Raw genomic sequence first — 21,299 nt, 5'->3', positions numbered from 1 at the left:
TCTTCAGCTTGCCAATCGCTCACAAAACGACGCTACTAGAAGGTACCGACGCGTCGAAGTCCCAACTGGAAAGCACGGTCGGGCCGAATTGGATAGCGTGTCGCCATGAGCACTTCTGAGATCGCCACCGTTCTCGCGTGGCATGACGCACTCAACAGCCAAGACATCGACACGCTCCTGCAGTTGTCGAGCGACGATATCGAGGTGGGTGGAGCCGACGGGGCAACGCAAGGATTAGCAGCACTGAGCGAGTGGGCGTCGAACGCCGGTTTGACGCTTGTTCCCGGCAAGATGTACGTCCACCACGGAGTTGTCGTTGTCGAGCAGACTGCGACGTGGGCCGCAGAACCCGGCAAGACCGCCACCATTGCGTCGGCGTTCCGGGTGGTCGAGGACCAGGTCACGTCTACCTTCCGGCATCCCGATCTCGCGACGGCGCTGGCGGCAACGGATCTGTCCGAGGCGGACGCTCTCGCCGACAACTGAGCTTCGACATGCAAAAGCGCCCGTGCTCCGGCACGGGCGCTTTATCGGTTCGTGTGTGCGTTACTCAGCGTGTGCGCGGAGTGCAGCGACAACCTCGTTCGCGTGGTCATGCACAGCGACGTTGCCTGCGAGTTCGGCTGATCGCGCCAACCGTGCCCAACGGCGCAGCAACGCATCCGAACGCGGAATCGACAGATGGTGCTCGCGCACTGCGGCTATCCGCGAATGATCATTGGGCAGGAACATGTAGGTGCTCAGCCATACCCAGATGAGCTGAGCCTCGACCAGTCCTCGACCCAATTCGGCTTCGTCGGCAAGCGCCGGCCACAAGCCCACCACTTCCGAACGCCACGCGTCGACCATCGCCGACGCGCGTTCCTCGGTCAGGTCGACGTTGCACAGGCATCCCGGGAACGACACGAGTGCGTACGTGATGTCGAGAAGCGCGTCTCGGTATCCACCCCACTCGTAGTCGAGGAATCGAACACCTTCGCCGTTGACGATGATGTTGTCCGGACACAGATCGGACGGACTGAAGGCGCGGAATCGCCCACCGCTGAACAGATTCTGCGCGTGGTGAACCTGTTCGAGAATATTCGGATCGACAACAACACCCAGTGTGTCCGCCAACATCGACGGCACGTCGGTGATGACGCGCGCCACCTGATCAGCCACTTCGTCGGAACTGTGGACAACCTCGGCACGTCGAAGCAGGGCTGTGAAATCTTCTTCACGTCCTACGGTGGCGGCGTGCATGCGACCCATTGCCTGGGCCATTGCCATCAGGGTATTCGTGACGGTGTCTGCGTCGCTGTCCTGGAAAAGAACGCTGATCGCGGTGGCGTCACCGAGGTCGCTGAGCACGAGGAGCCTGGCGTCCAAGTCGTATGCCAGCAGTTCCGCGCCGGGACGGGCGTCCTTGGCCAATGCGTTGGCGAATTGGTACGACACGGCTTCACGCAGGAACGCGGTATCAGGATCGAACACGTGGATTGCCTCAGCGGGCGGGGTAACGCCGTTCTTGACACCCAGATAGGGATCACGGACCTGCTTGATCACCAATGTGCGAGGTAGGGAAAACGGGTTTTCGGCAACTCGAACGCGCAGCACGATGGTGCGTCCACTGCCACCCAGATCCGTGGGATCCACGAGGGTAACGGGTGCTCCGGTGCGGCGCGTGAGCAACTGCTCGGCAGCTGCCACGACTTCGGATACGGGGTCTGCCAGTAATACGGTCATCACTGATCAACTTACCCGTAAGTTACTGGAATCATGCGTCTTCGCTCTCTACTGTCAGCGCGCTTTCTCGTCGCCGATCAAACCTGAAATGCCTTTCAGCGCTGCAGCAAACTCTTCATCGGCTCGGGTCTTGAACCACAATACGAGTGTGCAAGCGGTGACAATTCCCAGCATGTTGACGGCGAGCTGAAGCGACGACAGCCCGGCGATACGCCATTCACCGTTAGCCGCAGCAACTACTGCGAAACCGGCCGCCGGGACTGTAGTCACTGATATGAACACGCCGACCAGTGCGGCGGATTTCGCCGATATCAAGGCCAACATGCCCGCAGAACCGGCCAGGAGGGCGACAACAAACGAGATCGGTCCCACTTTGTAGATGAAGTCGACTTGATGCAGTGATTCGAGGGTGGTGACGTCCATCCAGTCGAAGAACTTCACCACAAAGGTGGCGAGCAGAGTGATACCCATCGCCACCGGGAACGCGACGACCAACGCAAGAATCGAACGTCTACGTAGCTTTCGATCACGTCGAACCAGGGCAACCGAGAGCGCGGCCAGCGGGCCGAATTCCGGCCCCACAACCATCGCTCCGACGATGGTGACCGGTGAATCCGTGACTACACCGATTGCGGCCAGGAGGCAGGCGATAGTCAGGAAAGCGACAAACAATCCATTGAGAGTCGATTCCTCCCGAGTCCGGGACAACAGTTCTTCCCAGACCACAGTCTCGGCGCCGTCACCAGGTGCATCGTGTTCTGCTTTGCGTGCCGCGGCCGACAACACTGTCTCCACGGGAACCAGCGTCACCGCGCCGTGCTCGGGGATGCCGAGATCCTGCATCGCGACTATGACGTCGTTCGCAGACTCACGGGCAACATCGGCCTGCACGACATCGCCGCGCGGATCGATGGCAATGCCACGCGACACCACAATGTGGGTAGCCCCGCATTCCGCCTCGAGCGCACCGAGAACTTCCTCGGTGCGCTCGGGCGGGCAGATCACCCTCAGGTGCAGCATGGCGATCTGGGGTCGGTTCTACTTGCCGTCTGCGGTGTCGCCACCGGCAGCGTCAGCCTTCTTCTCCGGCTTCGCATCGACGCCGGATTCCTTACGCTGCTGCGCCGTGATCGGGGTAGGTGCGTCCGTCAGCGGATCGACACCGCCACCCGACTTCGGGAACGCGATGACCTCACGAATGGAATCCATGCCGGCGAGGAGCGCGGTGATGCGGTCCCAACCGAAGGCGATTCCGCCGTGCGGGGGTGCGCCGAAGGCAAAGGCGTCGAGCAGGAATCCGAACTTGTCCTGCGCCTCTTCCTCGGAAATACCCATCACCTTGAACACTCGTTCCTGAATGTCCTTGCGGTGGATACGGATACTGCCGCCGCCGATTTCGTTGCCGTTGCAGACGATGTCGTAGGCGTAGGCGAGAGCGGTTCCGGGATCGGTGTCGAACGTGTCGAAGAACTCGGGCTTGGGCGAGGTGAACGCGTGGTGCACCGCGGTCCATGCCGAATGGCCGAGAGCAACGTCACCGGACGCGGTGGCGTCGGCGGCGGGCTCGAACATCGGAGCGTCGACGATCCAGACGAAGGCCCAGGCCTTGGGGTCGATGAGATCCTTCTTGCGGGCGATCTCGCCGCGGGCAGCACCGAGAAGCGCGCGCATCGGCTTGGTTGCACCCGCCGCGAAGAAGATGCAGTCACCTGGCTGTGCGCCGACGTGAGCGGCCAGACCCTCGCGCTCGGCGTCGGTGAGGTTCTTGGCAACCGGTCCGCCGAGCGTTCCGTCTTCGCCGACCAGCACGTAGGCAAGTCCCTTGGCGCCGCGCTGCTTGGCCCATTCCTGCCACGCGTCGAGCTGCTTACGCGGCTGGCTTGCGCCACCCGGCATGACAACAGCGCCGACGTACTCGGCCTGGAACACGCGGAACGTGGTGTCCTTGAAGAACTTCATGCACTCGACGAGTTCGATGTCGAAACGCAGGTCGGGCTTGTCGCTGCCGTAACGACGCATCGACTCGTTGTAGGTCATGCGCGCGATCGGCGTCTTGATCTCGTGGCCGACGAGCTTCCACAACGCGGTCAGGACTTCCTCGGCCAACAGCATGACGTCGTCCTGGTTGACGAACGCCATCTCGATGTCGAGCTGAGTGAACTCCGGCTGGCGATCGGCGCGGAAATCCTCATCGCGGTAGCAGCGCGCGATCTGGTAGTAGCGCTCGATGCCACCCACCATGAGGAGCTGCTTGAAGAGCTGGGGGCTCTGCGGCAGAGCGTAGAAGCTACCGGGCTGCAAACGCGCCGGAACCAGGAAGTCGCGGGCACCTTCAGGGGTGGAACGCGTGAGTGTCGGGGTCTCGACCTCGACGAACTGGTGGTGCGCGAGGACGCCACGCGCAGCGGCATTCACCTTGGAGCGCAAGCGAATTGCGTGTCCGGGTCCTTCACGACGCAAGTCGAGGTAGCGGTACTTCAGACGCGCTTCCTCGCCGACCTGATCGTCGAGCTGGAACGGCAGCGGAGCACTCTCGTTGAGCACCTCGAGCTCGGTGGCGTTGACCTCGATTGCGCCGGTGGGGATCTCGAAGTTCTGGTTTCCCTCGGGGCGGACCTCGACGACACCGGTCACGCGAACGCAGTATTCCGCGCGCAGACGGTGCGCCTGCTCGGCGACGTCACCTGCCCGGAAAACTACCTGCGAAACACCGGATGCATCACGGAGATCGATGAAGATCACTCCGCCGTGATCACGACGCCTGGCTACCCAACCGGTGAGCGTTACGGTCTGCCCTGCCTGCTCGGGTCGCAATGAACCGGCGAGATGTGTGCGCAGCACGGGATTCCTTTCGAACAACTTCAATAACCGACGACCGACTACTTTGCCTGCGATCCTACGGAGCGAACAGCCCAGACCGGAAACGCGCACCCGCCTCGCATGCGAAGCTATCCACCAGAAGTGACGGCAAGCACTTGTTCACGACAGCAGAAAGCGGACATAGATGACCTTCAACGAGGGGGCCCGTGGTGAAGCGGGACGCGTTCAGGTTCAAGGCGGCGGGGGCGGAAGCCGGGGCAGCAAGGTGGCAATCGGCGGCGGCGCAGGCGGCATCATCGTGCTCATTCTTGCGCTTCTGTTCGGCGGAGATCCCGGTTCGCTACTGGGCACCTCCACCGAAACATCGAGTTCCGCGAGCGGGCTCAGCTCGGTCGACGACTGCACCGGTACCGATGCCAACAACGACGTCAACTGCCGCGTCACACTTACCGTCGGTAGCCTCGACGACGTCTGGGAAGCGCAACTGATCAAACAAACCGGGACGGCGTACGTCCGCCCCGAGGTCGTCCTGTTCAGTGGATCGGTCAGTACGGGCTGCGGTCAGGCAACCAGCGAAGTCGGTCCGTTCTACTGCCCCGCCGATCAGACCGCGTACTTCGACACAAGCTTCTTCCAATTGCTGGTCGACCGATTCGGATCAAGCGCCGGCCCCTTGGCGCAGGAGTACGTCGTTGCCCATGAATTCGGTCACCACATCCAGAATCAACTCGGGGATATCAGCCGCGCGCAGGCCGACCCGCAGGGCGCAGAGTCAGGCGCTGTGCGCACCGAACTGCAGGCAGACTGCTACGCCGGCGTGTGGGCACATTACGCCGACACCATCCCCGACGAAGCGACCGGCCAACCATTCCTGAAGTCGCTGTCGCAGAACGATATCCGCGATGCACTGTCGGCCGCATCGTCGGTCGGCGATGACCGGATCCAACAGTCGACCAGCGGGCGGGTCAACCCCGAAGGCTGGACTCACGGTTCATCCCAACAGCGGCAGTTGTGGTTTGCAGCCGGATACAAGACCGGCCAGGTGTCTGCATGCGACACCTACTCGGCGCGTGATTTGAACAATCCCGCGGCGCTGAGCAAGTAGAGCTTGCCCAACAACAATCCCACCGACAAATTATTTTGTCTTGACAAGTAATTCTGTCGGTGGGATGGTTTTCTCATGTTGGAAGTCGCAGTCATAGACAAACCTGCTGTCGCGGAAGCGTCACTCGACCCGGTTCGGCAGCAAATCCTCGCCGCGCTTGTGAACCCGTCGTCGGCTGCTGCGCTGGCACCCCTCGTCGGACTGACCCGCCAAAAGGTCAACTACCACCTGCGAACCCTGGAAGAACACGGGCTCGTTCATCTCGTCGAAGAACGCAAACGCGGAAACATGACCGAACGAGTCATGCAGGCAAGTGCCGCGTCGTACGTCATCTCCCCCGCCGCGATGTCCGCGCTGGCTCCGGATCCACGGAAGTTCCCAGACCAACTCTCGGCGCGATGGCTCGTCGCGGTGGCAGCGCGGGTCGTCCGAGAGGTCGGCGAGTTGATCGCCGGAGCAACCGCCGCCGGAAAGCCCCTCGCTTCCTATGCCATCGACAGTGACATCACATTCGCGACAGCCTCCGACCGAGCGGACTTCGCCCGCGAACTCGGCGAGGCAGTCAACGGACTGGTTGCCAAATACCACGACGGCAACACCGCGAACGGCCGCCCGCACCGCCTCGTCGTAGCGCTTCACCCAAGCCTGAAACCGTCCACACACTCACCCGAATCGGAGAACTAGCCATGTCGAAGAAGTTCGAAATCCGCCGCGAAGTTGTTGTACCCGGAACCCCGGAGCAGATCTGGGCCGCCATCTCCGCCGAGACTGCCGGATGGATGTTCCCATCGCCTCTCGAGATTCCGGCCGACGGCTCGCGCCCCGACAGTCCCGTCATCGCTACCTGGGAACCGCCCACCGAACTCGGCATCCACATGGACGGCCCCGATGGCTGGTTCAATCACCTCGAATACCTCGTGGAAGCCCGCGACAACAGCACGGCCGTCGTGCGCTACGTCCATGCCGGCGTCTTTGCCGACGACTGGGACAACCGGTACGACGGGGCAAGCAAGCACACAGACTTCTACCTCCACAGCCTTGGCCAGTACGTGCGCTACTTCGCCGGGCAGAGCGCCACCTACGTGAGCGCCGAAGGTCCGGAAGCATCCGGCACACCCGCAGCGATGGCAACTCTGCGCAGCGCACTCGGAATCGGATCCGACACCGCCGTCGACGACACCGTGACTTTCGACGTTCCCGGCTTCGGCACGATCACTGCTGTGGTCGACTACCTCAACGACTGGTTTGTCGGACTGCGTACCGACGACGCGCTACTTCGGTTCTACGGCCGAAATGCCTTCGGCGGCAATGTCGATGTGGCACACCACCTGTTTGCAGCAGGCGCTGACGGCGAAGCAGCCAGCGCAGGCTGGAAAGGCTGGTTGGACGGCGTCTATGCCTAAGCGCGATATGCAGAGAAGCGCCCTGTGGTCTGCTGTCGAAACCGAGCGCACCGCTCTGCTCGGTGAGCTTGTCGGTCTGAATCAGGCACAGTGGAATCAGCAGTCGTTGTGCGGGCGGTGGACTGTCGAGGACGTCGTCGCGCATCTCACAGCGGCTGCGAGCGTCGGTGCACTTCGTTGGCTTGTCAGTGTCCTGGGCACACGGTTCGACTTCGACCTACACAACGACCGGCGCCTCGCCGAGTACCGAGGCGCGACCCCGGACGAGACCCTCGATCGGTTCCGACGGGTGATCACCAGCAGAACCTCGGCGCCAGGGCCCACTGTGGCGTGGCTCGGCGAGGTGGTAGTCCACGCCCAGGACATCCGGCGTCCGCTCGGTCTCTCGTACATTCCAGCCGTCGAGACGCTCACCGAAGTTGCTCGTTTCTACGCTCGACGGGACTTCACTGTGCCCAGTCGCAGCACGATCAAAGGTCTTCGCGTCGAAGCGACCGACGGGCCATTCTCGACTGGAGACGGTCCACTCGTCAGCGGCACGACCTTGGCTCTCACCATGGCCATGGCTGGTCGGCGCGTGTACTGCGACGATCTCACCGGGCCCGGTGCTGCGACGATGCGAGAGCGTTGCACAACCTGACGGCCCTCCAGCAATTCCTGGGCGGGTCAGATTCCGGTCTGTGCGGTCACCCGTCCCGTGTCGATCGCTGTCATAAGTGCGGCATGATCACGAGCATTTCGTTTGGTGTACGCCGCTGCAAACTCACTGATCGCGAGATCGAATTCCGTTCCCTCGCCAAGATATTCGGCAATCGCAATGCGGTCGCCCGAACGAGCGTGTGCATAGGCCAGAACCCGCGCGCATAAGCGGCCGTACGCTTCCATGCCTTCGGGTTTCATGCCTTCGATCACCGCTGAGCCCTTGCCGTCGCGAAGTTGACGGATGTAGAAGTCATGCTCGAGCTCGTCCGGACCTGGCCCTCGCTCCCAACCGAGAAAGATATCGCTGCTGGCCTGCATCAGCCGCTGACCATTCACCACCCGCTCCCCCTCATTGCGGAATATCGGGCCGTTCACATAGCCGGACAACACCGACGGCAACGCCTGCTTCACCTGCAGGATCAGTGGATCATCGGCGTCGCGTCCCTTCATCAAGATCATCCAGGCTCTCGTGCCGACACTGCCGACGCCGACCACCTTGCGCGCGATGTGCATCATCTCGAAGCTCTGTAGCAGCACGCGGCGATCCCACTGAAGGGTGCTGCGGTACGAACGAATTCGTCCGTGGAGCACCTCCTCGACATCCTCGAGATCCCGCCCGTCGTATAGCTCCTCGACCGGCACGATCAACGGTGGATCACTGATGAATCGCCTTCTGCCATCGACAATCTCGGTGAATTTCGACGCGGCTTGAACGCTGTCCCGTCGGCGTGCCTTATCGAGAGTGGAACGCGCCCGTTCAAGCATTCGTTTCTTGATCTGAATACTCAGTTCTTCGAGGCCGTCCTCTGGTTCGATGTGCGAATACCACACCGCAAGGTTTCCCAATTCCGCCTGGCGAATCATCGTTTCCCGATATTCGGCGGCACAACCAACAGTTATCTTCCTTCGTTCCTTACCCGAATAGCCGTTGTCCTTACCCGCTATCGCCAAACTCGCAGCCAAGCGTTTGACGTCCCATTCGAATGGACCTGGGTAGGTCTCGTCGAAATCGTTGATATCGAATGCAAGTTTGCGCTCCGGCGTGGCGTAGACCCCGAAATTACTCAGATGCGCATCTCCGCACAGTTGGGTATTCATGTCGGAATTGCGATTGCGTGAAAGGTCGTCGCACATAACCAGGGCCGCGCCACGAAAGAACGAGAAACGCGACGCAGACATGCGGCCGTAACGAATCGGCACCAATTCAGGCACCCGCGCTTCGGCCTGAGATTCCAGGAGTGAAATCGGGTCGCGGTCGCTGTCGGCAAGTTCGGCCAGCATCGCGAGCGGCGTATCTCGGCGAGCCTGCCGACCATCTTCCCTCCGCTCGTCAACGGTGGGGTGCTGCGCAGGAACTGCCTTGTCAGCTGGCGCAACCTTGTCAACCGGTACTGCAGTCATCTGCCCGACCTTTCAGTCCTCGGTGGGCCTGCGGAGTCGACGGCCCTTGCTACGGCTGCGAGGCGTCGGACGTCGCGTCCCCACCTGATCCGCGTGCTGCGCGGGCCAGCAATTGGGGACTCGACACCAACGCCTTGCGCCATGGAAGTACCCCGTCGATCTCAATCTGAATCGACAGGCTCAGAACGGTTCGAATCAAGACGATCATTCCGAGAACTGCAGCATCTGTCAGGGACGGCGACGACGTCACGGTTTTGACGAGATCCGCAGCAACCAGAATCTCCAGCCCGAGAAGAATGACGGCGCCGAGGGTTTCGCGGAGAGTCTTGAACGCGGCACTACCGTTGCGAGTACGGAACCACGACCGGCCGGCAATGCCAAAGGCGAATACAAACCCGAAAACCATCGCGACAACACCGAGTACTTCGAACAATTCGGTGACCCACTCGAAGAACTTCACGGTGTCCATGGTGTTGATTCTCGAGGTATATCGCTCAGAAGTCGAGCAAGCGCGCCGGTTCTCTCCAACCAACCCACCACTAGATCGTGTGCTGTAATTGGCCGGTGACGACTTTCGTACAGCTCTGGTGGCCGCATTCACTGCGGCCTTGAACTGTGCAATTTCCGGCCGCCTCGCGCGCGGCCGACGATCGTTGCCTACATCTATCCCGGTTGACGCAGTGAGGTGCCCCCTACTGTGAGGACCACGCATGACCTTTGAAAATGACAACCGCGTCGACGGGATCGGCAAGATGCTGATCAGTTCTCGTTCGCTTGCCGAATACCGGGCGATGTTCGCCCTCACCGACGATGATCTGTCCGGGCGAATCCTCGACTGCCCCAGCGGTGCCGCGGATTTCACCAGTGCGGTGAGTAACCTCGGCGGCAACGTAACTGCATGCGATGCAGCCTATTTCGGAAACAGCCCCGACAATCTCGCTACTATTGCCACATCGGAGACGGAGCGAGGCAATCGATATGTCCGCGCCCACGCAGAAGAGTACGAGTGGACTTTCTTCGCTGATCCCGATGAACACCAACATGTCAGGCAGCACGCCGCCCAACAGTTCGCAGCTCATATTCGGCAACACCCCGGTCACTACATCCCAGGTCGGTTGCCCGCACTGCCATTCCCTGACGACAGCTTCGATCTGGTGCTCAGCTCCCATCTGTTGTTCAGCTACGCCGACAGCCTCGACCACGCCTTCCACCTCGACGCAATTACCGAATTGATGCGCGTCACCTCAGGTGAGCTGCGCATCTTTCCGTTGGTGGCGATTGGATCGGCGGAGCCGTACTCACAACTTGTCGAGCTGCTGTCCGACCTGCGAGCTCGCGGCATCGCCGGCCGTAACGTCGAGGTCGACTACGAATTCCAGAAAGGCGCCAACCACATGCTGGTATGCCATCACGAATCGTGATCCGGCACAATAAATCTGGTACTTACATCAATTTTCTCGGCCTGGTCGACAGAGGCTTCAGCGCGAATTTCGATTGACGCGCGAATTCCTGGAGATCCCGTACGATCTGTCAGTGACCAATACAACTCCCGAAAAATCGGGTTTCTGGAGCCGCCCCACCCTGTGGAAGCTGCTGTTGATAGTCGTCGTCTATCTAGCTTTCTACCTCGCCGTTGGGCAGGTGATCTCCCGCGTTTTCTCCGATCAGATCGATAGCGACAACGTAGTCGCAAGCGCCTCGAGCATCATTTTCGGCCTCGCATTGCCTATCGCGATCGGTGCTGTCGCGCTGCTGATATTCATAGCGAAGCTGGGCTGGCTACGCAGTATTTTCGGCCCGCAACCTATACGTGGCCGCGGCTGGATGTGGATCGGCCCGATTCTCGTAGCCGCCGCCATTGCAGCGCACCTGACCGGAACCGACTGGAGCGCGTGGTCAGCCGGCGAGATCATCTCGCTACTTGCCCTCGGGGTGTGCGTTGGCATTGCCGAGGAACTCCTCACCCGCGGTATTGCGGTGAAAATGTTGCGTGACGCCGGCCATGGCGAACGCTTCGTCGCGGTCGTGTCGTCGCTGCTGTTCGCGCTGATGCACACGGTCAACTTCATCTCCGGGATGGAAGCGTCAACCGTTCTGGCGACCGTTGTCTACACGTTCGGTTTCGGGATGTGCATGTATCTGACTATGCGCGTGACGGGCACAATCTGGGCCGCGATCGTGTTGCATGGCCTCACCGACCCCACAACGATCCTCTCGACGGGCGGACTCGACACCTCCGTGACTGGAGCCAGCGGCGCCACCGTCGTCGCCACGTTCATCACAATCCTGCTGGTCCTCTTCGCCGTCGTCGCTATCTTCTTCGTCCGAGGGCGAGCCAGCCAAGAACAGCCCGCGAACGCGACAAGCTGACAGCTCCTCGTTTCGCCGATCCTGAATGTGGTGAAGCCGCCGGACACCGTAAGGTGCCGGCGGCTTCGTCATATTCGGGAAGGAGGGCGACCATTCGGCGCCACCCGTACTCGTAGCGGTGAAACTACCTGCCTCAGCCGAAGATTCGCTCGATGTCATCGAGGCGTAACTGAACGCGCGCGGAGAGTAACCAGAACCCCAGAGGTTGTCACCTGACGCCTGGACGAATGAGGACAGCGAACCAGGCCGAATTCTGTTGCGAATACAACACACGTCATCCACAACACACGTCGTCGTCGTATTCTGATTCTGTTGCAGCACGTCTTCACTGCATGATGGTTTTTGCCTTCAGCGCCCGGAACTCGTCCTCGTTGATCGCGCCGGCATCGAGAAGGCCCTTGGCGGCTGTGATCTGATCAGCCGAAGATTGTCCAGCGACCTCGCGCACGTACGCGCCCTGTGCCTGCATCTGCTTTTGCGCTGCGGCAATCGACCGCTGCGTCATACCGTCATTCCGGACGATCACATAGATCATCGCCGACAGGAAGGGCACGACAAAGAGGAAAACGATCCAGATCGCCTTGAACCAGCCTGACATCTCATGATCTCGGAACAGATCCGTGATGATCGAGAACAACACGCTCAAGTAGGCGACAAATGCGAGACAGACAAACATGAACCAGAAAAACTCCCAGAAGCCTTCCATTTTCGCCAACTCCGTACTGTCGGTGTTTCCGGATAGGAAGTCAGGTCACGACCTATGACGTCCTACTTGTGAATCAACTGTTGCCACTGCGCCGGTAACCGCCCGTTAGCCGACCGGCACTCGGCATCTCCCGAAATGCATTATCTCCGTTGGTAATACGTACCGAGAATTCGTACCGATAATACGTACCACAGATGAATGACAGAGGTACTACATAGCGGGTACTACATAGCGATCTCGGACGCAGCGCGGGCAATGTCACTTCGCGCCGCCTTTTCAACGAGGAGCGGGACGAATGCTCGTATCCGTCCTCTTTTGAATCGTGCGTGAATCATCCGCACGCTTCGTTCGATATCTGCGGGTGAGACGGTCGGATAGCGGGTGATCAGCCGTGCAATCACCTGTTCGACCTGGAGCAACTCTTCGTCGCCGGTCATCGGCTAATCGTCTGTCCGGTAGCCAGCTGCCGTCAAGACTCGAAATAGATTCGAAAGCATCACGATTCGGGATTCGATCAAGCCAGGAATAACTTTGCCAATCACGGGGCATACACAAGCAAAGGGTGTGTTTGATCAAGAACGTCCTGCGTGGAAGCACTGTCCGGAATATGGGTGTCGAGGAGCGAGCGTGGGAAAGAAGTCGAAGCACAAGAAACACAAGAACTCTGAGCTCGAAGCTCCCCGAGTTGCCGGCGTGGAACCCTCCTCAGCCGTGACAGAAAAGCCGATGAAGTACAAGGAATACCGCCGTGATCTCAAGCCTGTTCACGCAGAACTCGTTGCATTGCAGGAGTGGGTCAAATCGTCCGGCGCCAAGGTCTGCATCGTGTTCGAGGGCCGTGACACTGCAGGAAAAGGTGGGGTGATCAAAGCGATCACCGAGCGAGTGAGCCCTCGTGTCTTCCGCGTTGTTGCCCTCCCGGCCCCGACTGAACGGGAAAAATCCCAGATGTACATCCAACGGTATGTGCCGCATCTACCCGCAGCCGGCGAGATCGTCATCTTCGATCGCAGTTGGTACAACCGTGCCGGAGTCGAACGGGTCATGGGCTACTGCACCAACGAGCAAGCACACGAATTCCTCCAGCTCATCCCGACAGTCGAACGCGCAATTGTGGAATCCGGGGTAATTCTGTTGAAGTACTGGCTAGAGGTGAGTGAGGAACAGCAAATGCTGCGCCTGCAGAGCCGGATCGACGACCCGCGGAAAATCTGGAAGTTGTCAGGCCTCGATCTGAAGTCGTACAGCCATTGGTACGACTATTCACGGGCCCGCGACGAGATGTTCCGCTATACCGACACCGGATGGGCGCCTTGGTATGTCGCGGTCAACGACGACAAGAAGCGCGGCCGGCTCAACATCATCAGCCACATCCTGAGTCAGATTCCGTACGAACCTTTGGAACATCCCGATATCAAACTGCCACACCGACAACGCCCCGACGGATACAAGACACCCCAGCAACCGCTGCACTGGATTCCTACCCCCTACTGAAAATCCTGCCCAGGGAAAGGACGTGCGGCACATGAGCCCCACGGAAGCCGCGCCGCAGAATCGAGCGCACACAGACCCGGCCGAGAACACGCCCTGGCATGCCCAGAGTGCCGAATCCGTCCTCGCAGCACTGACTTCTGATCAGGAGTCGGGACTGAGTGCCGAGGACGTGGTGGACCGTCGACGTCAGCACGGGCCCAACGAAATTGCGTCGACGCCACCACCCTCGATGTGGTCGATAGCGCTGGCGCAGTTGAGGGACCCGATGAATCTGATGCTTGTCGCGGTAGCTGTGGTCAGCATCGTCATCGGCGAAATCCCCACGGCCATCGTCGTTGCGGTACTCGTCGTACTCAACATCGTGCTCGGCACCCGGCAGGAGGTGAAGGCCCGCGCCAGCGTGGACGCACTGGCGAAGATGCAGACGCCCCAAGCACGGGTAATCCGCGATGGGACTCTGATCCAGCTCGACGCTACTGAGTTGGTGCCTGGCGATATCGTCGAACTCGAAGCGGGCGATATCGTCGCCGCCGACGGACGCCTCCTCACCTCCACCACCTTGGAAACTCAAGAAGCAGCGTTGACCGGTGAAAGCGCACCCATCCCGAAGGATCCGAAGACGCTGGGCAGCACAGACATTCCCCTGGGTGACCGAAGCAACCTGGTGTTCCAGAACACCTCGGTCACCCGCGGTACCGCCACCATGGTGGTCACCGAAACCGGGATGCACACCCAGATAGGGCAGATCGCGTCGATGTTGTCGGCAGTTGCACCCGGCAAATCGCCGTTGCAACGCGAACTCGACTCGCTCACCAAACTGCTCGGGATCATCGCGTGGGGCGCAGTGACAATCATCGTGGTTATCGGCGTGATCCGTGGCCAAGATCTGACAACGCTTCTCCTGCTGGGTATTGCCATGGGAGTTTCCGCAATCCCGACCGGCCTTCCCACTTTCGTCCAGGCCATGTTGGCGTATGGAGCTCGTCAACTGGCCGACGCGAAGGCCGTCGTGAAAAACCTCACCGACGTCGAGACACTCGGGGCGACGAGCGCCATCAACTCGGATAAGACCGGCACACTGACGATGAATCAGATGACCGTACGGTCGTTGTACGTCCACGGCCGGTGGTACATCGTCGAGGGCGAGGGTTACGCCAAGAGCGGCAGAATCACGCAGGTCGCGGGTGAGGCGCCGCCGGACTTCACGCTGCTCGCCTACGGTCTGTGCCTGGACAGCGACGCCACAGTCTCCGATGCCGGCGAAGTTGTGGGCGACCCGACCGAGGCAGCGCTTGTTGTTCTCGCGGCAAAGATCGGCGTCGACGCCCCACTCACCAGAAAGACGTACCCGCGGGTCGCGACGGTTCCCTTCGACTCGGCATACAAGTTCATGGCGACGTTCCATCATCTCCAGGTGGACGGCGGCAACCAATTTGTGGAACTGGTCAAGGGCGGTCCGGACGTGGTCCTGGCTCGGTGTGGGGCAGCGTTCCTGCCCGGCCGCCGACCTGTACCGATCGACGAGGTCCGCGAAGAACTGACTGCCGCGAACCGGGCTATGTCCGAGAAGGGTCTCCGGGTGCTGGCGTTTGCCGTTCGACGACTCGACGGGCAGGAATCAGCCGTTGGGGCTGACCCCATGTCGTTTGTCGAGGACCTCACGTTTGTCGGCATGGCCGGCATCATCGATCCCCTTCGCGCGGAAGCGATCGAGTCGGTGCGCACTGCCCACACGGCGGGCATCCATGTCCGCATGATCACCGGCGATCACGCGATCACCGCGTCGGCGATCGGAGCCGAACTCGGACTGGGACCAGGGGCGATCGGCGGCGGCGAACTTCAGGCCATGACCGACGAGGAGCTGTCGGACGCAATGCCGAACCTGCACGTCTTCGGCCGCGTGACCCCGCAGGACAAACTGCGTCTGGTCGACATCATGCAGAAAAACGGTGCGGTTGTCGCGATGACGGGTGACGCGGTCAACGACGCCGCAGCGCTGAAGAAGGCCGACATCGGCGTCGCCATGGGGTCAGGCAGCGAAGTGACAAAACAGGCGGGCAAGATGGTGCTCACCGACGACAACTTCGGGACCCTCATCACCGCAATCAGCTTGGGACGCAATATCTACGGCAAGATCGTGTCCTACATTCGCTACCAGATGTCGAAATTGTTCTCGCTGGTTCTGCTCTTCCTGGCCGCGAGCATCTTCAATATCAACGAAGGTGTTGCGCTCACCCCGCTGATGGTGCTGTTCCAGCACTTCTTCATCACCCTGTTCCCCGTTGCGGTCATCATGCTCGACCCGCCGCCGCCGGACCTGATGAAGAAACCACCCCGTGACCCCAAGACGCCGATAGCCAACCGACGGGCGGTCATACAGTGGCTGGCTTACGGCATTCTGCAGTTTGCCGTCACACTTGCCGCAATGCTGCTCGCCCCAGGCGAGATGAGTACCACCGAGGCAAATATTCCCATGACCATGGCGTTTGTGGTGCTGTCGTTGGGCTCCATCTTCGCCGGCCTGACCATGCGCCGCGATCCGGAATCCGGTCTCATTCCACCGGTGCTCGGCGCGCTCAAGATCTTGGCTATCCCGACCGTCGTCACGGTCTTCGCCGTCGAGGCCGGAGTACTCCAGGATCTCCTCATGACCACCTCATTGACGGGTAGCCAGTGGCTCGCCTGCCTCGGGTGGTCGCTGATCATTCCGATCGTCGTGGAGTTGGACAAGGCATTCCGACGCCGACGCCTCCTGAAGTCGCACACCATTGTCTCCCCCACCGCTGCGGTAGCCCCACAGCGCGCTCACGCGCAATGATGCACACTCGTCGTACCCACTCCGGGCGACCGATTCAACGGATTTCTGAGCTTTGTGGCTGCGACGGGAAGGAATCGCGATATGTCGTGGACAAAGGGGCTGGGTCGGCTGCCTGGGATCGCAACGGCCCGGGGGTATCACCGCGAATGGCTGCGTACGGACATCACCGCCGGACTTGTCCTCACAGCCCTGCTGATACCCGCGGGCATGGGGTATGCCGAAGCTGCTGGCCTCCCGGCATACGCCGGCCTGTACGCCACCATCGTGCCGCTCCTCGCGTACGCACTCGTCGGACCGTCGAAAATCCTTGTCCTGGGGCCAGACTCGTCGCTCGCGCCACTTATCGCCGCCGCGATCCTGCCACTGGCGATCGTCGGCGATGAAGACAACGCACTTGCCCTGGCCGGCGTCCTGGCCATCCTCGTCGGGCTCATCCTCCTGATCGGGGGGTTCCTGCGCCTCGGTTTTGTCACCGAGCTGCTCTCGAAACCCATCCGACTCGGCTACCTCAATGCCATTGCGCTTGTGGTTGTTATCGGTCAGATTCCCAAACTGCTGGGGTTCTCCGTTGACGCGTCCGGACTGCTCGGCGAAATAGGTGAGATCGGAAAGTCCGTGGCAGGCGGGGACATCGACCCCGTTGCTGCCGCGGTCGGAATCGGGTCGCTTGCTGTCATCGTCGCGTTCCGACTCTGGGTCCCCGTTGTCCCCGGAGTCCTGGTGGCCGTCGTCGGCGCAATCATTTTGTCCGCCGCGGCCGGTCTCACGGATGACATCGGAATGGTCGGCGCTCTCCCTGAAGGTCTCCCTCTGCCCTCCGTGGGAGGCGTCAGCTGGCAGGACGTCGGGCACCTGATCGGTCCTGCGGCCGGTATCGCTCTGATCGCATTTGCCGACACCGGCGTTCTCTCCCGGACCTTTGCCGCCCGGCACGGTGAAGACGTGAACGGCAGCACCGAAATGAAGGCAATCGGCGTCGCCAATGTGGCAGGTGGACTGTTCGGCGGGTTCCCCATCTCGGCGAGCGGCTCACGAACACCTGTAGCCGAACAAAGCGGCGCCCATACACAATTGGCAGGTGTTGTCGGCGCGCTCGCCGTGCTGGTCTTTGTCCTCGTCGCCCCAGGCCTCACCGCGTACCTACCCGATGCAACACTCGCAGCCGTGGTCATCGTCGCGGCCTGCGCGCTGATCGACGTGGGTGGAATGGTCCGGATGTGGCGCATGAGCACCGTAGAGTTCGGCCTCGCTGTCGCAGCCTTCCTCGGCGTTGCACTTGTCGGAGTACTCCAGGGCATTCTCGTGGCGATCGGTCTGTCGTTTGTCGCAGTGGTAGCGCAAGTCTGGCAGCCGCATCGCACCGAACTCGTGGAGATCGCACACCTACAGGGATTTCACGACGTCGAACGACATCCAGATGGACAGCGCATTCCCGGCCTGGTGCTGGTGCGCTTCGACGCTCCCCTCTTCTTCGCAAACGGTGAGATCTTCGACGAGTACGTACGCTCCGTAGTCGCCGATGCGCCGGCGCCCGTCGAATGGGTAGTCATTGCAGCAGAGCCGATTACCGGCCTCGACACCACCGCAGTCGACGAGTTGGTCGACCTCGACACCTACCTCGAAGGCAAAGGTATCCGGCTGGCGTTTGCCGAGATGAAGGGGCCGATCAAAGACAAACTCATCAGATTCGGCGTCGGCGACCGATTCGACGCGACGCATTTCTTCCCGACCATCGAAGCTGCCGTCAACGAATTCCGCAGCCGAAGTGGGAACACCAACCACTCGACCGACCACTGATCCCGGGAGCGCGAGACATGGATTCTTTCTGGACGGTCTTCTGGCTCGGCGTCATCTCTCTCGCGCTGCTGTCTTACCTGGTACTGCTGTTCGAGATCAGCGCCGATCTGTTCCGTGACCGTCAGACATCGGGGTGGATGCGCGCACTCTGGGTGTGTTTCCTGCTCCTCGTGCCCTTCGTGTCGGGGCTGGTGTACGTGATCGTGAAAAGTGACGGCATGGCCGAGCGATCCCGAATCGCGAGCGGAGCACCCCGGAGTTGACGGGGTTCGTCAGACCTTCTTGACGACGCTCGACTTCAGCTGCATCGGGCCGATACAGTCAACCTTGCAGTCGATGTCGTGATCACCGATCCCCTTGACCAGACGGATGTTTCGCACCTTCGTGCCGGATTTGATGCCGGTGGGGCTGCCCTTGACCTTCAGTGTCTTGATAACCGTCACGGTGTCGCCGTCGGTGAGTACGTTTCCGACGGCGTCCTTGATGACGCCATCTTCTTCGGCGGCCGAGTCATCCGTCGACCACTCGTGTGCACATTCGGGGCACACCATGAGCGCACCCATCTCGTAGGTGAACTCACTGGAACATTCAGGGCAAGGCGGCAAGGTGTCTTCCACGCGATCAGCCTATCCGCCGCGCCGTCTGTCCGACTTTTGCACTTCATAACCAGCGATTGGGAAATATTTTGCACTCGATGAAAGTTTGCACTCTGTGCAATTATTGAAGGCATGGGTAGCGAAACACTAGGCCTTCGAGAACGTAAGCGAATTGCGACACGCGAACTGATCGAACGCACCGCCGTCGAACTCGTGCTGGAACTGGGTTACGACGAAGTGACCGTGGAACGAATCTGCGAAGCCTGCGATCTGTCCACCCGCACATTCTTCAACTACTTCCCTACCAAGGACGCCGCGATTGGCGGAATCGCGATAGTCGTCCCGCCCACAGAGGTGATCTCCGAACTACTCGACGCCCACCCGAACGACCCCCTCCACGGAGCGCTGGCCGTCTTCGCCGAAGCGATGAAGATCATGGACGAACGACCCGATCTCCTCGTCCACCGACGCCAATTGTTCGAGCGACACCCGACCTTGCTCCAACAGCATCTGGCCACGTTCCACGAACTCGAGGACACGCTCACCCGGATGCTCACGGAGGAACTACTCGAACGACCAACCCATGGTCGACTACCCGCCGATATGGCGGCGGCCGATGAGGCCACCGCCACCGTGATCATCGCCGGAGCCTCGATGCGATACGTGTTTCGTGCCTGGCAGAAAAGCGAAAGAGATCGTCCGCGAGCCGAACTCGTGGATCCCGCATTGACGTTGATGGCCCACATCCTGCGGTCCGCCCACTAGCTCGTCTACCGCTCTCGTCACCAAGGAGCCCTATGTCCACTCGAGAAGCTGCACCCACAAGCGCAGACGAACCCGACACCACGTCGGACAAAAGATCCATCATCCTGGTGTTCGTCGGCCTGATGATCACGATGCTTCTGGCATCCCTCGACCAGATGATCTTCAGCACGGCGTTGCCCACCATCGTCGGCGAACTGAACGGCGTCAACCACATGGTGTGGGTGACAACGGCATACATCCTGGCGTCGACGATCATGATGCCGGTCTACGGAAAAATGGGCGATCTGATCGGCCGCAAAGGGCTGTTCATCGGTGCGATCAGCATTTTCATCGTCGGTTCTGTGATCGGCGGTTTGTCCCACGACATGACCACGCTCATCGCCGGCCGGGCAGTTCAGGGACTCGGCGGCGGCGGTCTTATTCTGCTGTCGCAGGCCATCATCGCCGACGTTGTTCCGGCCCGGCAGCGCGGCCGCTACATGGGCGCGATGGGCGGCGTTTTTGCCCTCGCGTCGGTCGCGGGCCCACTCCTGGGCGGTTGGTTCACCGAAGGCATCGGTTGGCGGTGGGCGTTCTGGATCAACGTCCCGTTGGGTCTGCTCGCGATAGCCAGTGCGTCGGCCTTCCTGCATCTACCCAAGCCCAAGCTTGGCAAGCCGTCCATCGACTACCCCGGCATGATCCTGGTTGCAATCTCGGCAACCTGCTTGATCCTGTTCACGACGTGGGGCGGCAACACTTACGACTGGGATTCGGCCGTCATCATCGGGCTGATCATCGGCAGCATCGTCAGCGCAATTGCCTTTGTCATGGTCGAGCGACGAGCAACCGAACCTGTCATTCCCATGCACCTGTTCTCGGAGCGCAACTTCGTACTGACCACCACCGCCGGACTGATCATCGGCATCGCGATGTTCGGCGCCCTCGCCTACCTTCCTACCTACATTCAGATGGTGACCGGCAAGAACGCCACCGAAGCCGGCCTGATGATGATTCCGATGATGGCGGGACTGCTGGTGTCCTCGATCGGTTCCGGGCAGATCGTCAGCAAGACCGGGCGCTACAAGGCCTTTCCGATCGTCGGCACGTCCATCGTCGCCGTCTCTTTGGTCCTACTTTCCAGGCTGACTCCGTCGACCTCACTTGTCGTATTCGGAATCTATATCGCGATCATGGGTGTCGGTCTCGGTCTGGTCATGCAAATCCTGATCCTGATCGTTCAAAACACCTTCCCCGCAGCCGAAGTCGGCACCGCAACAGCGTCGAACAACTTCTTTCGCCAGATCGGCGCCTCATTGGGTAGCGCGATCGTCGGCAGCCTCTTCGCATCCCGGTTGTCGAATCTGCTCGCGGAGCGGTTGCCAGCCGGCGGCGGCGGTGTCGGCGGTGAAGAGAACTCGTTGACTCCGGGAATCCTCTGGAAATTGCCGGATCAAATCCGCGAAATCATCGTAGGCGCCTACAACGACGCGCTCGCCCCGATCTTCATGTACCTCGTTCCGCTGGTAGTCGCAGCGGTGATCCTCCTGCTCTTCGTCAAGGAGAAGCCGCTGGCCACCACTATCGACCGCTCGGCAGCGCCGATCGAGTAGAAACC

At 60.7% G+C, this 21,299-nt stretch carries 21 protein-coding genes; 13 read left to right on the top strand and 8 right to left on the bottom strand.

Features of this window, described 5'->3' with window-relative positions; genetic code table 11:
• Positions 1-105: 105 nt before the first annotated feature.
• The gene (locus KYT97_RS02780; protein WP_033236181.1) at positions 106-486 is read left to right on the top strand and encodes a nuclear transport factor 2 family protein; all 381 of its coding nucleotides are present in this window, start codon (positions 106-108) and stop codon (positions 484-486) included.
• Between the two features lie 60 nt (positions 487-546).
• Here KYT97_RS02780 and KYT97_RS02775 read toward each other — a convergent pair whose 3' ends face one another.
• Genes KYT97_RS02775 through aspS form a run of 3 tightly spaced genes read right to left on the bottom strand, consistent with a single transcriptional unit; the run spans position 547 to position 4,566 of the window.
• Complete coding sequence (locus KYT97_RS02775; RefSeq protein ID WP_033236180.1) at positions 547-1,725, bottom strand: protein kinase family protein; 1,179 nt, start codon at positions 1,723-1,725, stop codon at positions 547-549.
• A gap of 54 nt (positions 1,726-1,779) precedes the next feature.
• Positions 1,780-2,745: a DUF389 domain-containing protein gene (locus tag KYT97_RS02770; RefSeq protein WP_033236179.1), complete on the bottom strand. Its 966-nt coding sequence runs from the start codon at positions 2,743-2,745 to the stop codon at positions 1,780-1,782.
• Positions 2,746-2,763: 18 nt separating this feature from the next.
• Complete coding sequence (gene aspS, locus KYT97_RS02765; protein WP_033236178.1) at positions 2,764-4,566, bottom strand: aspartate--tRNA ligase; 1,803 nt, start codon at positions 4,564-4,566, stop codon at positions 2,764-2,766.
• A 163-nt stretch (positions 4,567-4,729) separates the two neighbouring features.
• On the opposite strand from aspS, the gene ypfJ reads away from it, so the two are divergent.
• The 4 genes from ypfJ (at position 4,730) to KYT97_RS02745 (ending at position 7,693) form a co-directional block, all read left to right on the top strand.
• On the top strand, positions 4,730-5,650 hold the full coding sequence (ypfJ, locus tag KYT97_RS02760; RefSeq protein ID WP_219111711.1) for a KPN_02809 family neutral zinc metallopeptidase: 921 nt from the start codon (positions 4,730-4,732) through the stop codon (positions 5,648-5,650).
• A 75-nt stretch (positions 5,651-5,725) separates the two neighbouring features.
• Positions 5,726-6,334, top strand: coding sequence for a winged helix-turn-helix domain-containing protein (locus KYT97_RS02755; RefSeq protein WP_219111710.1), 609 nt, complete (start codon positions 5,726-5,728; stop codon positions 6,332-6,334).
• Between the two features lie 2 nt (positions 6,335-6,336).
• Positions 6,337-7,053 carry an SRPBCC family protein gene (locus KYT97_RS02750; RefSeq protein WP_219111709.1) on the top strand — a complete coding sequence of 239 codons (717 nt, stop codon included), beginning with the start codon at positions 6,337-6,339 and terminating at the stop codon, positions 7,051-7,053.
• A complete protein-coding gene (locus KYT97_RS02745) occupies positions 7,046-7,693 on the top strand; it encodes a maleylpyruvate isomerase family mycothiol-dependent enzyme (RefSeq protein ID WP_095886201.1) in 648 nt (215 codons plus the stop codon). Before KYT97_RS02750 ends, KYT97_RS02745 begins: the two co-directional genes overlap by 8 nt.
• 26 nt (positions 7,694-7,719) lie before the next feature.
• Here KYT97_RS02745 and KYT97_RS02740 read toward each other — a convergent pair whose 3' ends face one another.
• Positions 7,720-9,156, bottom strand: coding sequence for a DUF2252 domain-containing protein (locus KYT97_RS02740; RefSeq protein ID WP_045067570.1), 1,437 nt, complete (start codon positions 9,154-9,156; stop codon positions 7,720-7,722).
• A 49-nt stretch (positions 9,157-9,205) separates the two neighbouring features.
• Positions 9,206-9,625, bottom strand: a complete 420-nt coding sequence (locus KYT97_RS02735) for a DUF1622 domain-containing protein (RefSeq protein ID WP_033236173.1) — start codon at positions 9,623-9,625, stop codon at positions 9,206-9,208.
• Between the two features lie 241 nt (positions 9,626-9,866).
• On the opposite strand from KYT97_RS02735, the gene KYT97_RS02730 reads away from it, so the two are divergent.
• Together KYT97_RS02730 and KYT97_RS02725 are read left to right on the top strand one after the other, a co-directional pair.
• Entirely contained in the window at positions 9,867-10,577 is a 711-nt protein-coding gene (locus tag KYT97_RS02730) for a methyltransferase domain-containing protein (protein WP_219111708.1), read from the top strand.
• A 112-nt stretch (positions 10,578-10,689) separates the two neighbouring features.
• Entirely contained in the window at positions 10,690-11,526 is an 837-nt protein-coding gene (locus tag KYT97_RS02725) for a CPBP family intramembrane glutamic endopeptidase (protein ID WP_219111707.1), read from the top strand.
• Between the two features lie 325 nt (positions 11,527-11,851).
• Here the strand turns inward: KYT97_RS02725 and KYT97_RS02720 are convergent, their stop codons facing one another.
• Positions 11,852-12,232 carry an SHOCT domain-containing protein gene (locus KYT97_RS02720; RefSeq protein WP_033236171.1) on the bottom strand — a complete coding sequence of 127 codons (381 nt, stop codon included), beginning with the start codon at positions 12,230-12,232 and terminating at the stop codon, positions 11,852-11,854.
• Between the two features lie 224 nt (positions 12,233-12,456).
• A complete protein-coding gene (locus tag KYT97_RS02715; RefSeq protein ID WP_033236170.1) occupies positions 12,457-12,669 on the bottom strand; it encodes a three-helix bundle dimerization domain-containing protein in 213 nt (70 codons plus the stop codon).
• A 190-nt stretch (positions 12,670-12,859) separates the two neighbouring features.
• Here KYT97_RS02715 and ppk2 point away from each other — a divergent pair, with 190 nt between their 5' ends.
• The 4 genes from ppk2 (at position 12,860) to KYT97_RS02695 (ending at position 18,604) form a co-directional block, all read left to right on the top strand.
• Entirely contained in the window at positions 12,860-13,726 is an 867-nt protein-coding gene (gene ppk2, locus KYT97_RS02710; RefSeq protein ID WP_033236169.1) for a polyphosphate kinase 2, read from the top strand.
• Positions 13,727-13,757: 31 nt separating this feature from the next.
• Entirely contained in the window at positions 13,758-16,544 is a 2,787-nt protein-coding gene (locus tag KYT97_RS02705; RefSeq protein ID WP_045067568.1) for a cation-translocating P-type ATPase, read from the top strand.
• 81 nt (positions 16,545-16,625) lie between these two features.
• Positions 16,626-18,341: a SulP family inorganic anion transporter gene (locus KYT97_RS02700; protein ID WP_116104389.1), complete on the top strand. Its 1,716-nt coding sequence runs from the start codon at positions 16,626-16,628 to the stop codon at positions 18,339-18,341.
• Between the two features lie 17 nt (positions 18,342-18,358).
• The gene (locus KYT97_RS02695; protein ID WP_033236166.1) at positions 18,359-18,604 is read left to right on the top strand and encodes a PLDc N-terminal domain-containing protein; all 246 of its coding nucleotides are present in this window, start codon (positions 18,359-18,361) and stop codon (positions 18,602-18,604) included.
• A 9-nt stretch (positions 18,605-18,613) separates the two neighbouring features.
• On the opposite strand, the gene KYT97_RS02690 is transcribed toward KYT97_RS02695, so the two are convergent.
• Positions 18,614-18,958: a zinc ribbon domain-containing protein YjdM gene (locus tag KYT97_RS02690; protein ID WP_219111706.1), complete on the bottom strand. Its 345-nt coding sequence runs from the start codon at positions 18,956-18,958 to the stop codon at positions 18,614-18,616.
• A 111-nt stretch (positions 18,959-19,069) separates the two neighbouring features.
• Here KYT97_RS02690 and KYT97_RS02685 point away from each other — a divergent pair, with 111 nt between their 5' ends.
• Together KYT97_RS02685 and KYT97_RS02680 are read left to right on the top strand one after the other, a co-directional pair.
• Positions 19,070-19,702: a TetR/AcrR family transcriptional regulator gene (locus KYT97_RS02685; RefSeq protein WP_033236164.1), complete on the top strand. Its 633-nt coding sequence runs from the start codon at positions 19,070-19,072 to the stop codon at positions 19,700-19,702.
• A gap of 32 nt (positions 19,703-19,734) precedes the next feature.
• A complete protein-coding gene (locus KYT97_RS02680; RefSeq protein ID WP_095886198.1) occupies positions 19,735-21,294 on the top strand; it encodes an MDR family MFS transporter in 1,560 nt (519 codons plus the stop codon).
• The last annotated feature ends 5 nt before the right edge of the window (positions 21,295-21,299 follow it).

It is taken from the genome of Rhodococcus globerulus, assembly GCF_019334125.1.
Taxonomy (GTDB): domain Bacteria; phylum Actinomycetota; class Actinomycetes; order Mycobacteriales; family Mycobacteriaceae; genus Rhodococcus_F; species Rhodococcus_F globerula.
The sequence above is the reverse complement of the archived record's forward strand: the minus strand, read 5'-3'. Positions and strand labels throughout refer to the sequence as shown.